Annotated in this window: 10 protein-coding genes and 1 tRNA gene; 8 read left to right on the forward strand and 3 right to left on the reverse strand. The window is 42.4% G+C overall.

Annotation, left to right across the window (positions count from 1 at the left end):
• Positions 1 to 375: 375 nt before the first annotated feature.
• Together AC1DO4_RS01685 and AC1DO4_RS01690 are read left to right on the forward strand one after the other, a co-directional pair.
• Positions 376 to 2163 carry an ABC transporter ATP-binding protein gene (locus tag AC1DO4_RS01685; protein ID WP_477412367.1) on the forward strand — a complete coding sequence of 596 codons (1788 nt, stop codon included), beginning with the start codon at positions 376 to 378 and terminating at the stop codon, positions 2161 to 2163.
• 129 nt (positions 2164 to 2292) lie between these two features.
• The gene (locus AC1DO4_RS01690) at positions 2293 to 2625 is read left to right on the forward strand and encodes a DUF3276 family protein (protein ID WP_477412369.1); all 333 of its coding nucleotides are present in this window, start codon (positions 2293 to 2295) and stop codon (positions 2623 to 2625) included.
• A 127-nt stretch (positions 2626 to 2752) separates the two neighbouring features.
• Here AC1DO4_RS01690 and mgtE read toward each other — a convergent pair whose 3' ends face one another.
• Complete coding sequence (gene mgtE, locus AC1DO4_RS01695) at positions 2753 to 4123, reverse strand: magnesium transporter (RefSeq protein WP_477412371.1); 1371 nt, start codon at positions 4121 to 4123, stop codon at positions 2753 to 2755.
• 226 nt (positions 4124 to 4349) lie between these two features.
• Between mgtE and ychF the strand changes: the two genes are divergently transcribed.
• A complete protein-coding gene (gene ychF, locus AC1DO4_RS01700; protein ID WP_477401460.1) occupies positions 4350 to 5453 on the forward strand; it encodes a redox-regulated ATPase YchF in 1104 nt (367 codons plus the stop codon).
• A 168-nt stretch (positions 5454 to 5621) separates the two neighbouring features.
• Here ychF and AC1DO4_RS01705 read toward each other — a convergent pair whose 3' ends face one another.
• Positions 5622 to 6548 carry an AraC family transcriptional regulator gene (locus AC1DO4_RS01705; RefSeq protein ID WP_477412374.1) on the reverse strand — a complete coding sequence of 309 codons (927 nt, stop codon included), beginning with the start codon at positions 6546 to 6548 and terminating at the stop codon, positions 5622 to 5624.
• A 123-nt stretch (positions 6549 to 6671) separates the two neighbouring features.
• Here AC1DO4_RS01705 and ppsA point away from each other — a divergent pair, with 123 nt between their 5' ends.
• Together ppsA and AC1DO4_RS01715 are read left to right on the forward strand one after the other, a co-directional pair.
• Positions 6672 to 9164, forward strand: a complete 2493-nt coding sequence (ppsA, locus tag AC1DO4_RS01710) for a phosphoenolpyruvate synthase (protein ID WP_477412376.1) — start codon at positions 6672 to 6674, stop codon at positions 9162 to 9164.
• A 19-nt stretch (positions 9165 to 9183) separates the two neighbouring features.
• The gene (locus AC1DO4_RS01715; protein ID WP_477412378.1) at positions 9184 to 9312 is read left to right on the forward strand and encodes a hypothetical protein; all 129 of its coding nucleotides are present in this window, start codon (positions 9184 to 9186) and stop codon (positions 9310 to 9312) included.
• Between the two features lie 18 nt (positions 9313 to 9330).
• Here AC1DO4_RS01715 and AC1DO4_RS01720 read toward each other — a convergent pair.
• Positions 9331 to 9402: transfer RNA gene (locus AC1DO4_RS01720), tRNA-Arg, on the reverse strand.
• A gap of 497 nt (positions 9403 to 9899) precedes the next feature.
• Between AC1DO4_RS01720 and AC1DO4_RS01725 the strand changes: the two genes are divergently transcribed.
• The 3 genes from AC1DO4_RS01725 to AC1DO4_RS01735 all read left to right on the forward strand — a co-directional run bounded on the left by AC1DO4_RS01725 (position 9900) and on the right by AC1DO4_RS01735 (position 15004).
• Complete coding sequence (locus AC1DO4_RS01725) at positions 9900 to 11321, forward strand: chondroitinase-B domain-containing protein (protein ID WP_477412380.1); 1422 nt, start codon at positions 9900 to 9902, stop codon at positions 11319 to 11321.
• Between the two features lie 23 nt (positions 11322 to 11344).
• The gene (locus AC1DO4_RS01730) at positions 11345 to 13411 is read left to right on the forward strand and encodes a discoidin domain-containing protein (RefSeq protein ID WP_477412382.1); all 2067 of its coding nucleotides are present in this window, start codon (positions 11345 to 11347) and stop codon (positions 13409 to 13411) included.
• Between the two features lie 165 nt (positions 13412 to 13576).
• Positions 13577 to 15004 (forward strand): alpha-L-fucosidase, encoded by a 1428-nt coding sequence (locus AC1DO4_RS01735; RefSeq protein ID WP_477412384.1) that lies wholly within the window; start codon positions 13577 to 13579, stop codon positions 15002 to 15004.
• Positions 15005 to 15023 lie beyond the last annotated feature (19 nt).

Here is a 15023-nt window from a genome sequence, read left to right on the forward strand (position 1 = left end):
CAGATTTGTTTGTTTTAGCCCATTGGATAAGATGGTACCCCAAAGGTGCTTTTAAGGGAACACTTAAGTGAACCAACAGGACAAGAACGCAACGCCGGGAGGCAGACTACGGTGATAGTTCGGTTAAAAAAAGCATCATGTAATATTTCTATATTTTTCTCGATTTTTTTTAATAATTTCTATTCTTTATATCAATTATTGTCCATTTTAGTTAACTTAAATGAACATATTTTCCCGGATGCAGATTGGCTTAACCGTTGGCCCAAAATTCCAGCCAATTTTTTTTCTTACACCCGGTTTACTTTCCCTCAGCAACAATCCTCCCAAATTTTAATACTTTTGACTACGGACTTAAAACTCCAGACTTTCGGCTTTATGAAAGACCTCGCGTACCTCAACAAATTCTTTTACAAATACCGCTGGCGATTAATTCCCGGTGTGCTGTTTGTAATTATATCCAATGTTTTTGGCGTACTGCCCGCCCAGGTTATCCGCGTAGCCTTTGACCTGGTTACCGAAAACATCGGCGCTTACCAGCTTTTCGCGGGTTTTAACCGCCAGGGTATGATCTATGATATCTTTGGCAGCAGCCTGATGCTTTTCGGCGTGTTGGTATTGCTGCTGGCCCTGCTGAGGGGGCTTTTCCTGTTTTTTATGCGGCAAACCATCATCCTCATGTCGCGCCATATTGAGTACGATCTGAAGAACGAAATTTACGGTCACTACCAGCGCCTTTCCCTGGCCTTCTACCGCCGCCACAATACCGGCGATCTGATGAACCGCGTTACCGAGGATGTAAGTCGCGTACGTATGTACCTGGGTCCGGGTATTATGTATACCATAAATACGGTGGTGCTGTTTATCCTGGTGATATACGCCATGCTTACGGTGAATGTAAGGCTGGCCATATTTTCGGTATTGCCGCTGCCTATATTGGCGGGCATCATTTACTATGTAAACAATGTGATCAATTACCGCAGCGAGCAGATCCAGCAGCGGTTATCGGGCCTGTCCAGCTTTGTGCAGGAAAATTTTTCGGGCATCAGGGTCATCAAATCATATGTGCGCGAAGGTTTTGTTCGTAAAAACTTCGCAGCCGAAAGTGAGAACTATAAAACCCACTCCATGGCTTTGGCCCGGGTGCAAGCTTTGTTTTATCCTATTATGCTGTTGCTGGTGGGTTTAAGCAACGTAATTACCATGTACGTTGGCGGGGTTGAGGTAATGAAGGGAAACATTACATCGGGTAACATTGCCGAATTTATTGTGTATTTAAATATGCTTACCTTCCCGGTGATCTCCCTGGGCTGGGTAACTTCACTCATCCAGCGCGCGGCGGCCTCGCAAAAACGGATCAACGAGTTTTTGCAACAGCAGCCCGAAATTATTTCGATCAAAGCGCCGGTACATACCCTTAAAGGCGCGCTTGAGTTTAATAATGTATCATTTACTTACCCGGATACCGGTATACAAGCTTTAAAAAATGTTTCCTTTAAGGTTGATCCGGGGCAAATGGTGGCAATTATTGGTCGTACAGGTTCGGGTAAATCAACCATTGCCAATTTGGTAATGCGGATGTACGATGTCACCGGCGGCGAAATAACTGCAGATGATATTCCCTTGCAGCAATTTAACCTGGAGGGCTACCGGTCGCAGATCGGTTTTGTGCCGCAGGAGGTTTTCCTGTTCTCGGATACCATAGCCAATAATATAGCCTTCAGTGCCGATGTGCTTGATTTGCCGGTTGTGGAGCAGGCTGCTAAGGATGCCGCTGTTTATAATAACATTATGGAACTGGAACACGGTTTTACAACCCTGATAGGGGAACGCGGTGTAACGCTATCCGGAGGTCAAAAGCAGCGTGTATCAATAGCGAGGGCCATTTTTAAGCATCCACAGATCCTGATATTTGATGATTGCCTATCGGCAGTGGATACCCGTACCGAGGAAGAGATACTGAATAACCTGGGTCGCGTGATGCAGGGTAAAACGAGTATTATCATTTCGCACCGCATATCAACCATTAAGAATGCTGATAAGATATTGGTGATGGACAAAGGCCAAATTGTAGAGCACGGCAACCACGAATACCTGATGCAGCTTAAGGGTACCTATTTTGATCTGTACGAAAAACAACTGCTTGAAGAAGAGCAGGACGCTTAATAATTAAAATCAGACACAAGGAATTGCCTGTTTTGTTTTAAAATGCGCAATAAAATTCAATAAAATACTTGCAGTTTGAAATTTTATTTATATTTATGCCAACCAAAACTAATTACAGGTATATTCATTATGGGAGATTTTGACAATAGAGAGCGGGAAGAGGTATTTTCAAAGAAGGTGAGAGCCGGGAAGAGGACATATTTTTTTGATGTAAAAGCAACCCGATCAAACGACTACTATGTTACTATAACAGAAAGCAAGAAACGTTTGGAGGATGGTGTTTTTATAAAACACAAGATATTTTTATATAAAGAAGATTTTGAAAAATTTGCCGAAGGGTTAAAAGATACTGTTGACTACATTAAGGCAAACCAGGACGTTGTTGAAAAACGCTACGAATACGGCGAAAACGCCGAAATTGCCAAAGCAGCTGCCGATGAAGATTTCTCATTCGAGATATAACACTGAACAACCACTAAACTAATATTACAAGAAAACCCTGCTTTTGGCGGGGTTTCTTTGTTTTAATCCTATTCCGTTTTAAGGTTTAGTATCAATAAACCTGAGTAACACCCTGGTAATTTTATCCCTAAAGCAGCGTGCCCTTCATTAAAATTACCGCAACGGTAAAATAAATAATAAGGCCGGTAACATCAACCAGTGTAGCCACAAACGGTGCGGATGAGGTGGCAGGGTCGGCTCCCAGTTTTTTCAATATCAGCGGGAGCATTGATCCGGCTAATGATCCCCATAAAACCACACCTACCAGGGCACAGCCTACAGTTAAACCAACCAGTATCCAGTACGGGCCATAAATAGGCGAAAATAATGTCCAGATGTATATGCGCATGAAACCTATCAATCCAAGGGTTAAGCCAAGCATAAGGCCCGATAGTAGTTCGCGGCGCATAACCCGCCACCAGTCGGTCACAGTAACTTCGCCTAATGCCATGGCCTGTATAATAAGGGTTGATGCCTGCGAGCCACTGTTACCGCCGCTTGATATAATAAGCGGGATAAACAAGGCCAACACAACAGCTTTGGCAATTGATTTTTCAAAAAAGCCCATCGCGGTAGCGGTAAGCATTTCGCCAAGAAACAGGATGATCAGCCAGCCGACGCGTTTTTTTACCAGCAGGAATAAATTAATATCCAGGTATGGTTCATCCAGTGCCTCGGTACCACCTATCTTTTGAATATCTTCTGTATACTCTTCGTTAGCTATCCATAAAATGTCATCAATGGTTACTATGCCAAGCAAAATATTTTCCTTATCAACCACGGGCAGTGCTGTGCGGTTGTTCATCCTGAAAATATTGATAGCTTCTTCCTGCGGATCACTGGCACTCAGGGCAATCAGGCGGCCATCCATCAGGTCGTTTACCTTTGTTTCGGGTTTCACCAGCAATATCTCGCGAATCCGGATATCATCCAGCAACTGGCCGTTTTCATCTATAACATAAATTACATCAATCGTCTCGGAGTTTTTACCGTAACGACGGATGTGCGATAATACACGGGTAACATCCCATGTTTTTTTTACGGCAATGTAATCTGGCGTCATCAAACGGCCAACGCTGTCCTCTTCATACCCTAAAAGCGATAGTGCTTCCTTGCGGTTTTCGGGCGATAGATGCAGGATTAGTTTTTGAACGGCATCACCATGCAATTCACTAAAAAGGGATGTGCGGTCATCGGGAGGGAGCTCATTTATAAGTTCTTCAACTTTTTGACCCGAAAGCTTTTTGATAATACGTTCCTGCGTTGGGAAATCCAATATACGGAACACGTTAACGGCACGATTAAGAGAAAGGATCTCGATAAAAAGGGGGCCGTGTTCAGGAAGTTCATCAATCAGTTCTTCAACATCCGATATATTAAGGTTGTTCAAATATTCCTGTAATTCGGTATTGTCTTCCTTTTCCAGTAGTAATTCTATTTGCTCAACCATCTCTTCCATAAAAAGCCCTCGTTTTTTACATCTTATTATAAACCGTTTTCCGTTTTTTAACGATGGCAAAAGTCGTTTATTTTTTCAAATTATTAGGCAAAAATTTCTGTTATCTTTGCAGCCTTTAAGCCCCACCCAACCCTCCCCGGAAGGGAGGGCTATTTTAACACAAATAACATAGGAAGTCTCCCCTTCCGGGGGAGATTTAGAGGGGGCTTATTTAATTTTTAACAAAATGGGTTTACAATGTGGGATAGTGGGTTTACCAAATGTGGGCAAATCAACACTTTTTAATTGCTTATCAAATGCCAAGGCGCAGGCGGCAAATTTTCCGTTTTGCACTATTGAGCCAAACGTAGGCGTAATTACTGTGCCGGATGAGCGCTTAACAACACTTACCGAGATAGTTAAACCGAAGGCCATTGTGCCCAACGTTATCGAAATTGTTGATATTGCCGGCCTTGTAAAAGGTGCCAGCAAAGGCGAAGGGTTGGGTAACCAGTTTTTGGCCAATATACGCGCTACAAACGCTATTATCCACGTTTTGCGTTGCTTTGATAATGATAACGTGATACATGTTGACGGCTCTGTTGATCCTATTCGCGATAAAGAGATCATTGATACCGAATTGCAGTTGAAAGATTTGGATTCAATTGAAAAAAAGATCCAGAAAGTTGAAAAAATGGCCAAAACCGGTGGCGACAAAGAGGCAAAAAAAACCTTTGATGTTTTAACCGTTTATAAAAATCACTTGCTTTCTGGTAAATCGGCCCGTACTGCTCCGGTGGCCGAAGAGGATAAAGAATACATTGCTGATATATGGTTACTTACTGCCAAACCGGTAATGTACGTTTGTAATGTTGATGAAGGATCTGTAAGTACCGGTAACGCTTATGTTGAAAAAGTGAAAGCTGCCGTTGCTGATGAAAAAGCCGAAGTGCTGATCATATCGGCACAAATAGAAGCTGAGATTGCCGAACTTGAATCATACGAGGAGCGCCAGATGTTTTTGAACGACCTGGGTTTAACAGAATCGGGCGTTAACAAGCTGATTAAAGCCGCTTACCGTTTGCTTAACCTGGCTACCTATTTTACCGCAGGTGTGCAGGAAGTGCGCGCCTGGACAATTACCCAGGGCTTTACCGCGCCACAGGCGGCTGGTGTTATTCATACCGATTTTGAAAAGGGCTTTATCCGCGCCGAGGTTACTAAATACGATGATTTTGTAAAATACAATGGTGTTGAGGCTACGATAAAAGAAAACGGTAAGCTGGGTATTGAAGGTAAAACCTACATTGTGCAGGATGGCGACATAATGCATTTCAGGTTTAATGTTTAGCCTCTTGACTGTGGAAGGGAGATAAGAAAAAGGAACATGAATATAGGTGAGAAACCTGGAAGTTTTAGTTTCTTACCCTGTTGACTCTTAATAAGAAGGAGCCGTCTCATAATTAAATATGAGGCGGTTTTTTGCTTTTAATAGGTTTCGGTTTTAGAAAATTATGAGTCAATCCTTTACCAAATGGACGAACTTATGTAACGGCCTGATTTGAGATGAAAAGTTTCTTCGATATTCCAAAGGCGTTTTTCCTGTTAATGCTTTGAAATGCCGGTTAAAATTAGAAAGGTTTCCGAATCCTGAATTATAACAGATCACCACTGTGCTAAAATCCTTTTCGCGCAGCAGTTTGCAGGCATAATTGATCCTTACTTCCATCAGGAACTCAAAATAGCTTCTATTAGTCCGCAATTTAAAATAGCGGCAAAAAGCGTTCGGACACATGTAGATGATGTCTGCTACGTCTTTCAGTTTGATCGTTTTTGTAAAATTATTCAGCGTGTATATATAGATCTTGGATAGTCGCTGTTCATCAATCTTATTATAGGCATGTTTATCCGGACGTTCGGTTATAAACCGGGAAGTTTTGCAGGTGGCGATGGTTGTAAAGAGTTTAATCAGCAACGAAAAATGTTCATAGGCAGGTGTATTCATTATCATCACCATCATGTCCTTCACAAGTTCCTGATCGTGGCTTTGTATCGTCATTCCTCTTTGGCAGTCGGCAAATAATTGATTCAATGTGTCATTCTCCGGCAGGTTTAAAAAACTTTCTCCCCAGGTATGAGGGTCAAAATGTAGGGTAATAAGCCTTAACGGAATTGAAATCTTCCCCCGGTTCATCAATTCATTCTGAAACCTGAACGTATCAAACTTAAACATGTGCGGTACATTTCCGCCTATTAAGATCATGGTATTGGCTTTAACCTGTTCAAACTGATCGCCAATCAGCAAGGTTCCCTCTCCTTCCGCTATATAGATCAATTCAAGCTCGGCATGATAATGAAAATCGTTGAACGCATGGTACAACTTACTTTCCACAACGTTGAAAGAATTTGTATTCTCTTTAAAAAATGGGTAGAATATAGTTTTCATTATATTATGCTAACCTTAATTTTAATATAATAAAGAATATAGGTTAATATAGTATCATTTTTTATTATTATTTACAAATGAAGACTTTTTTTAGATAAGTAGTTTTGATTAAACGAAATATTTATGGAAACAGCAAAATTTATCCTGAAATTAACCGAGGCTTCGATTAACGATATTGAAACTGTTGGCGGAAAAAATGCCTCGTTGGGCGAGATGCTTCAAAATTTGAGCGGGTTTGGGATAAATATTCCCGACGGGTTCATTATAACCGCTGCAGCCTACTATCATTTTATCACTTCCAATAAACTGGATGAAAGAATAAAACAAATTGTTGCAGGCACCAACGTGGATGATATGCAGGAATTAATGCAATGTGGTGCAAGTATCCGTAAGCTAATTCAGGATGGTCTGTTTCCGGATGACCTGAAAGCCCAAATCGCCGAAGGCTATGTAAACCTCTGTGCACAATATGATCAGCCCGATGTTGATGTCGCTGTCAGGTCATCTGCTACAGCCGAGGATTTGCCCGATGCATCGTTTGCGGGTCAGCAGGATACCTATTTAAATATAAGCGGCGAAGAAGGTCTTTTAATTGCCATAAAAAATTGCTTTGCCTCCCTGTTTACCGATAGAGCTATCAGTTACCGGAAGATGTTTGGCTATGATGATTTTTTGATCGGCTTATCGGTCTGCATTCAAAAAATGGTCCGGTCTGATAAGGGTGTGTCGGGTGTAGCTTTTTCACTGGACACCGAAAGTGGATTTAAGGATGCCGTGATCATTAACGGTTCATACGGGCTTGGAGAAATGATTGTACAAGGCTCCATCAGCCCCGATGAATTTATTGTGTTCAAGCCCTTACTCAAAATGGGTTTCCAATCAATTATTGAAAAAAAGCTGGGCAGTAAACACCAGAAGATGATTTACGGTAATAGTGCAGCTGAAAGAGTGCAGGTAATTAAAACCGATAAAGCTGATGCCGAGCGCTTTTGCCTCACAGACGAACAAGTACTGCAGCTGAGTAAATGGGTTGTAATCATAGAAGATTATTATTCCGCACTCAAAGGCAAATGGTGCCCTATGGATGTGGAATGGGCGGTTGATGGCCTGTCGGGGCAGCTTTTTATTGTACAGGCCAGGCCCGAAACGATACATTCCCGCAGGGAGGATGGCTCCATTATCGAATTTAAGATTAATGATGACAACCGGCATGAAAAGGTTGTATTAAAAGGTATAGCCGTAGGCGACAAAATAGCATCCGGCAGGGTGCACTTACTGGAAGGCCTTGAAAAACAAAATATCCATGACATAAATTTTCAGCCAGGGGATATCATGGTTACAGATATGACCGATCCGGACTGGGAGCCCGTAATGAAAAAAGCGGCAGCCATCGTCACCAATAAAGGCGGCCGCACATGCCATGCTGCCATAGTGGCCCGCGAATTAGGGGTTCCGGCAATAGTAGGGTGCGAAAATGCCACCGAACTATTGAAAACCGGCCAGCTGATAACAGTGTCCTGTGCCGAAGGAGAGGCTGGTATCATATATGAAGGCATCATTTCTTTTGATAAAGTGGAGCATAGTCTCAAAGATCTTCCGGAAACCACCACACCGGTAATGATGAATGTGGCATCGCCGGATATGGCTTTTCATTATGCGCATTACCCAAACAAGGGCGTTGGTTTGGCCAGGGAAGAATTTATCATCAACAACTATATCAAGGTGCATCCTATGGCTTTGCTTAAGCATGAGCAGCTAAACGATACTGCCTTAACCGAACATATTGCCGGGGTAACGAAGGGTTACGAAAATGGGGAGGCGTTTTTTATTGAAAAGCTATCATACGGTATTGCAAAAATTGCGGCTGCCTTTTACCCTAATAAAGTAATTGTAAGATTTTCGGATTTTAAGACCAACGAATATTTCAATATGCCGGGAGGTAAATACTTTGAGCCGGTAGAGGAAAATCCGATGATTGGCTGGCGGGGTGCATCACGTTACTATTCTGAGGTGTACAAGGAAGCTTTCGGGATGGAATGCAAAGCCATAAAGAAAGTACGGGAGGTGATGGGCCTGGATAATGTTGTGGTGATGATACCCTTTTGCCGTACGGTTAATGAATTGCTTATGGTTTACAATACCATGGATAGTTTTGGCTTAAAGAGAGGCGAAAATAAGCTGGAGGTTTTTTTAATGGCCGAAGTTCCATCAAACGTGATATTAGCCAGGCGATTCGCGGCGCATATTGATGGATTTTCTATTGGCTCGAATGACCTTACCCAATTGGTATTGGGGCTCGACCGGGATTCATCGCTGGTAGCAGGTTTATATAATGAGCGTAATGAGGCTGTAAAAATGATGATCTCTTTCCTGATACGTGTAGCTAAAGAAATGAAGGTAAAAGTGGGAATCTGCGGCCAGGGACCATCCGATTTTCCAGATTTTGCCCAGTTCCTGGTTGAAGAAGGAATTGATACCATTTCTGTAACCCCCGACTCGTTCATGAAAACGGTTAAAGCGATCAGGCAGATAGAAGATGAGCTAAAGTTGAAGCACATCAGCTTCCCGGATGAGTTTATTGGCGCTCATTCAATACCAGAGAACAGTTTGGTTTAATCATAAATGCGTAAATCAAATGAAAGAAATTAAAATCTTAGATAGTGATGGGGCATTTAGGACACCGGGGGTTAACCATGTGTTTGCCTGCAACTTATTGGAAGTCAATAAAAAAAGGATTGCTCTTTTTGCAGCAATCCTTTGGTAGCAATGTAGTCGCATTTAGTGCTCCCGACGAGATTCGAACTCATATCGATGGTACCGGAAACCATAATTCTATCCGTTGAACTACGGGAGCATTTGCGCAAATATAGGAAATTGATTTAAACCATATGTGATTTTGATAGCTATAAAGTTATTGGCAAATTCTCTTTTAATTTTTTCAATTGGCCGATATGCTTCTTCGTCTTTAAGATATCTGTAGGCAACTATATAAACACGCGACCAATAGCGTTCAAAAAGTTGATTTTTAAATCCTAAGCACAGCCAAAAAAACGGGTATTGAGCCAAAACGCCCTGCTATGATTTTACACATGGCAGAGCGTTTTTAATAAATAGGTATCCTTTCTCTGTTTTTATTCTTCCAGCGTCTATTCTGCAAGGCTGATACCCCAGGTGTCAACGTTCGGGATAGCTGTACAGGTAGTAGGGTTGCGTGAGTAGTTTTCTACTCAATTGTAACAATAATGGTATGGTCAATTCAGCATACCAATTAGCTTTTTTGTGCAATTAAACCAATAAAAATTAAGTCGAAGTTAGCGTTGTCATATCCATCCAATAAAAAAACCTATGATAATGTATAAGAAACACCTTCAGATTTATTTAAAAAGTATTAGCGTCAGGATAGCTTTTGTATTTATTGTTTTATCGTTATTTTCTTCAACAATACTTTTAGCAAATACTATAACAGTGTCTTCTATTGCCGATTTGCAAAAGGCCATTAATAAGGCTCAACCTGGTGACCTGATTACCCTTACTGATGGCGTTTATACAACAACAGAGGATATTATTGTTAATAATAAAGGTACTGAGAAGGAGCCCATAACAATTACCGCACAAAACTTAGGCAGGGCGGAAATTACTGGGAAAGGTGGCTTTAGCCTGATGAACCCGGCAGCATATATTGTTATACGGGGCTTTAAATTTACACATGCCGCCGGCCGTGCAAAAACAGGCGTAGGTACAAGCTATTGCCGTTTTACACAAAATCTTTTTGAAAACCCGGGTGATGGCGAGGAACTGACCGTTGCCGGCAGCGACCAGGAAATTGATTATAATACCTTTCAAAATAAAAATGCCATGGGACGGTTTATCGCTATCCGTGGCGAAGGGAAGCAAATTGCCGAAAGATTGCATATTCATCATAACTATTTTAACAATTTTGCCAGCCAGGGCGGTAAAAACGGTGCCGAAGCGCTTCAGTTTGGGTTAAGCGGTTTTAGTTTATCATCAAGCAATAGTATTGTTGAGTATAATTTATTTGAAAAGTGCCAGGGCGAGAATGAATTGATCTCGGTTAAAGCGTCGGCGGTAACACTCAGGTATAATACCATTCGGGATTGTCCGGCTCAGTTTACTTTACGCCATGGCAACAAAAGTTTGGTTTACGGCAATTATTTCTTCAATACGCCGGGACTTCGCATTTTTGGTGACGACCACCTGATCTATAGTAATTATTTTGAAAATTGCAGTTCGGCCATGGTAATTGGTAATGGCGACGGTGAAGTAGCTGATGGTGCACAGCTAACCGCTCATGACCGGCCCGACAGGATATTGATTGGATTTAACACGCTGATTAACAATAAGGAAAATATTATTCAAACAGAACGGAAGAATGGAATGGGAGCCACTTATGTTAAAGTGGTCAATAATATTATTCAGGGTGGGGGATCTGCGGCCGCTATTTCAGGGCCTTATACCAACCCGCAGTGGGCAGGCAATATTTTGTACAATGTAAAGGATGCCGGTAATATACCCGCTGAGGGTTATAAAACAGTTGATCCTAAACTGGTTAAAACATCTTCAGGTACTTATCACCTTCAATCCGGCAGCCCTGCCATTGATCATGCAACTGCATCTTATCCCGGCGTTAATGTTGATATGGACGGGCAGCCCCGTATTGCACCTTTTGATATCGGGGCAGATGAGCTTAGCACTGCAACTGTTAAAGCACATGTTTTTGATGCTGCAGATGTAGGTTATTACGCTAAGCATTAAGCACAAAAGAATTATTTATATCAATGAAAAATATTACTGCATTCATCCTATGCTGGTTAATTGCTGTTAACACATTTGCGCAAAAAGGAACAAGCCAGTGGGTTTATCGTGGTACTAATGGCAAACTGGTTTATAAAACCACGCCAACCGGCGATAAGATCATGGATTTTTCGCAAGCCGGTTATATGGGTGGTGGTGTGGCGTTGCCTGTTGTGCCCGTAAAATGTTTGGTAAAACCATCAGGCGGAAACGATGATACTCAATTAATTCAGAACGCCATTAACCAGGTGGCGGCAATGCCATTAAAGAATGGATTTAGAGGAGCAGTGGAGCTGGCTCCTGGAGTATTTATTTGTTCTGGTTCAATCATTTTGTCAACCCCTGGAATAGTATTGCGGGGTAGTAATAGTAGTGGAACCGGAAGAACTACAATAAAAATGGTTGGTAGCCCTCATACTGCTATAATAATTGGCCGAGGCAACATAAATGTGCCATTAGGAAAAACAGAAAGATCAGATAGCGATATTGTAAACACCATCAAAACCTTAATTACCGATGCTTATGTACCGTCGGGCGCAATAGCTTTTACTGTGGCGGATGTGTCTGGATTTGCAATTGGAGATACCATAGTCATTAACAGACCGGTAACCGAAAACTGGGTTCATTTTATGGGAATGGATAATATGACCCGCGAGGGTAAATCGCAAACATGGATCAAAACAGGCGCAACGGGTATTAGCAAAAGAAGGATTACAGCCATTTCGAGCAACAAATTAACCGTGAATATCCCGCTTGCTGATTCTTATGATTCCAGGTTTTTAAATACGCCAGGTATTGAGGTTGTAAAAGTAAAGTCTGTACCGCGTGTTACACAGGTTGGGATAGAAAATATTCATATCCAATGCCCGCCCCTCGAAATTGATTACGGACATGCCCCCTATGCCGGTATACGCGTTGGCGGTGATGACTGCTGGGTTAAAAATGTGTTTTGCGAAGAAACAATGAATACAACTGTGCTTGCCGGCAGCAGGATCACTATGGAAAAGGTTATTGTTAAGCATACTTATGCAAATCTTGGCGCATCTAAACCAACGGATTTTAGTTTGGAAGGGAGCGAAAACCTGATTGACCGTTGCGAAATTACAGGTGGCAATACTTATTTTGTTTGGACATCTTCATTAATTCCGGGGCCTAATGTTTTGCTTAATTGCACTTTTAAGGGTATAGGCAGTCGCATACAGCCCCACCAACGATGGGCTACCGGCCTATTGGTTGATAACTGTACGGTACCTGATGGAGGTATAGATTTTATGAATCGTGGTGCCGCAGGCTCTGGCCACGGCTGGACGATGGGCTGGGCCGTTGCCTGGAATTGCGTTGCCAAAACATATATAATCCAAAACCCGCCTGGTGCAGTAAACTGGGCTATCGGATGTATTGGCAAAAGGGAGCAAACAGCAAGACTGTTTGATAGCAGTCCGGTTTTAGCGGAAGGTAACTTTGATTCTCACGGGTTTCCGGTTGCTATACAAAGCCTTTACCTGGCACAGCTGGCAGATAGGCTGGGAATAACAGGATTAAGAAATATAGGTTATGCGGCGAACACAGTGCGCATGTTTCCTAATAAACAAGTAAAAGCCTCTCCGGTTGAAACAGATTATAATAAACCACCCGGTTTAAACCTGGCGCTAAACCGCCCGGTAAACACCAGCAATGTTAAAGGCAATTCCCGTGAATTTGGTGGAGAGAAAGCAATTGACGGAAACAGCAACACTTATTGGTGTGCAGACGAGGGCGTAACAAAGGCTACGATTGAGATTGATATGGAAGGCCCTGTTGACCTCAATACCTTTCAATTCAGCGAGGCGCTGGGACAGCATATAAACAGCTATAAAATTGAAGCGATGGTAAATAGCGACTGGAAATTATTAGCTGGAGGGAGTGGAGTGGTTGGAAAGAAACAGACCCTGAAATTTCCGGCCACAACAGCCTGGAAAGTTAAACTGACTATACTTAAAGCCAGCGGACCTATCGCAATAAACAATTTGGGCCTGTATCTTGAGCAAACAGGCCCGAAGAGCAAAATATGACCCTACTATAACGTTTTCGTAGATTATTACCGATCCGAGGTGGTACCAAACATCATCGTGCTTGTATCTTAGGGTAAGAGCGGTGCAAACGCGTGCTCATAACCAATTAGCATAATTGCAAATCATTATAAACCATAGCGGTAACCCGCTAAAAAGTAAACCAATATGAAAAAACATTTTATAGCTTGTTTGCTATTGCTATTATTTACGCATACTGTTTTTGCTCAAAAAGAGCTTACCCGAGACGAACGTATGAAATGGTGGCGCGAAGCCCGTTTCGGAATGTTTATTCACTGGGGCGATTATGCCGGATTGGGAGGCGTATACAAGGGGCATGAGGTAGGACGTGGAGGAGAGTGGATCATGAACAGGGGTAAAATCCCGGTAGCCGAATACCAACAGTACGCTAAAAAGTTTAATCCTGTAAAATACAATCCGGACGCCTGGGTAAAACTGGCTAAAGAGGCAGGCATGAAATACATTGTGATAACTGCAAAGCATCATGATGGTTTTGCCATGTTTAAATCAAACGCCAGTAAATGGAATATTGCCGACGCTACACCTTATGGTAAAGATGTTTTAAAACCATTAGCTGCAGCTTGCCGCAAATATGGTATTAAACTGGGCTTTTATTATTCACAGGCCCAGGACTGGAATAACCCCGGTGGTGCAGCGGCACGTAAAATAAGCAGCGAAGGCTGGGCAAACCCCGATTCGGCAAAGATTGATGCCTATACCAAAGAGAACAGCGGCCATTGGGACCCTGCACAAACCTCAAACACTATGGCTCAATATATTGATAAAGTAGCCGTACCGCAGGTAAAAGAGCTGCTTACTAATTATGGCGATGTTGCTGTAATTTGGTGGGATACGCCAACAGCAATGACGGACGAGTTTGCGCAAAAACTTCAGGACGTGTTAAAACTACAGCCCAATATCATCACCAACGACCGGCTTAAACGCCCCAATTTTGCCGGCGATTATAAAACACCCGAACAAAAGATCCCTAACCTTAGTGAGCTTGACGGAAAAGACTGGGAAACCTGCATGACCATGAATGGAACCTGGGGTTATAAAAGTTACGACCATAAGTGGAAAACCGCCGAAACGTTGATCCACAACTTAGTTGATATAGCTTCAAAAGGTGGAAATTACCTGTTAAATGTTGGTCCCACTGCCGAGGGCGAGTTCCCGCAGGAAAGCATAACTACTTTAAAAAAGATGGGCGAATGGATGAAGGTAAACAGCGAAGCAATATACGCTACCAAGGCAAGCCCGTTACAACCGCTAAGCTGGGGGCGTTGCACCCTTAAGCCCTATGGTAAAAATACAATCCTGTATTTTTCCGTATTTAACTGGCCCGCCGATGGTAAACTGGTAATTCCAGGGTTAAAAAATGAAGTTGTTAGTGCTAAAATGCTTGACGGGGGCGGCAGTTTAAAAACCGGGGCTAATAATGATGGCGTAACTATAAATGTAACCGATAAGGCTGTTGATGGTATTGCCACAGTAATTAAGCTTGTGGTTAAGGGAGATGTGAATACCCAAACAGGCAAACTTGCTGGTGAAATAAAAACCGGGGCGCTTGATTAATAATTTGAACTATTGTTAA

The sequence above is a fragment of the Mucilaginibacter sp. P5_A6 genome (assembly GCF_056400585.1).

Bases quoted from the DNA above. Each gene is read 5' to 3' on its own strand.
- AC1DO4_RS01715 (WP_477412378.1), top strand. From the start codon at position 9,184: ATGAAAGAAATTAAAATCTTAGATAGTGATGGGGCATTTAGGACACCG.
- ppsA (WP_477412376.1), top strand. From the start codon at position 6,672: ATGGAAACAGCAAAATTTATCCTGAAATTAACCGAGGCTTCGATTAAC.
- ychF (WP_477401460.1), top strand. From the start codon at position 4,350: ATGGGTTTACAATGTGGGATAGTGGGTTTACCAAATGTGGGCAAATCA.
- AC1DO4_RS01685 (WP_477412367.1), top strand. From the start codon at position 376: ATGAAAGACCTCGCGTACCTCAACAAATTCTTTTACAAATACCGCTGG.
- AC1DO4_RS01735 (WP_477412384.1), top strand. From the start codon at position 13,577: ATGAAAAAACATTTTATAGCTTGTTTGCTATTGCTATTATTTACGCAT.
- AC1DO4_RS01690 (WP_477412369.1), top strand. From the start codon at position 2,293: ATGGGAGATTTTGACAATAGAGAGCGGGAAGAGGTATTTTCAAAGAAG.
- AC1DO4_RS01705 (WP_477412374.1), bottom strand. From the start codon at position 6,548: ATGAAAACTATATTCTACCCATTTTTTAAAGAGAATACAAATTCTTTC.
- AC1DO4_RS01725 (WP_477412380.1), top strand. From the start codon at position 9,900: ATGTATAAGAAACACCTTCAGATTTATTTAAAAAGTATTAGCGTCAGG.
- AC1DO4_RS01730 (WP_477412382.1), top strand. From the start codon at position 11,345: ATGAAAAATATTACTGCATTCATCCTATGCTGGTTAATTGCTGTTAAC.
- mgtE (WP_477412371.1), bottom strand. From the start codon at position 4,123: ATGGAAGAGATGGTTGAGCAAATAGAATTACTACTGGAAAAGGAAGAC.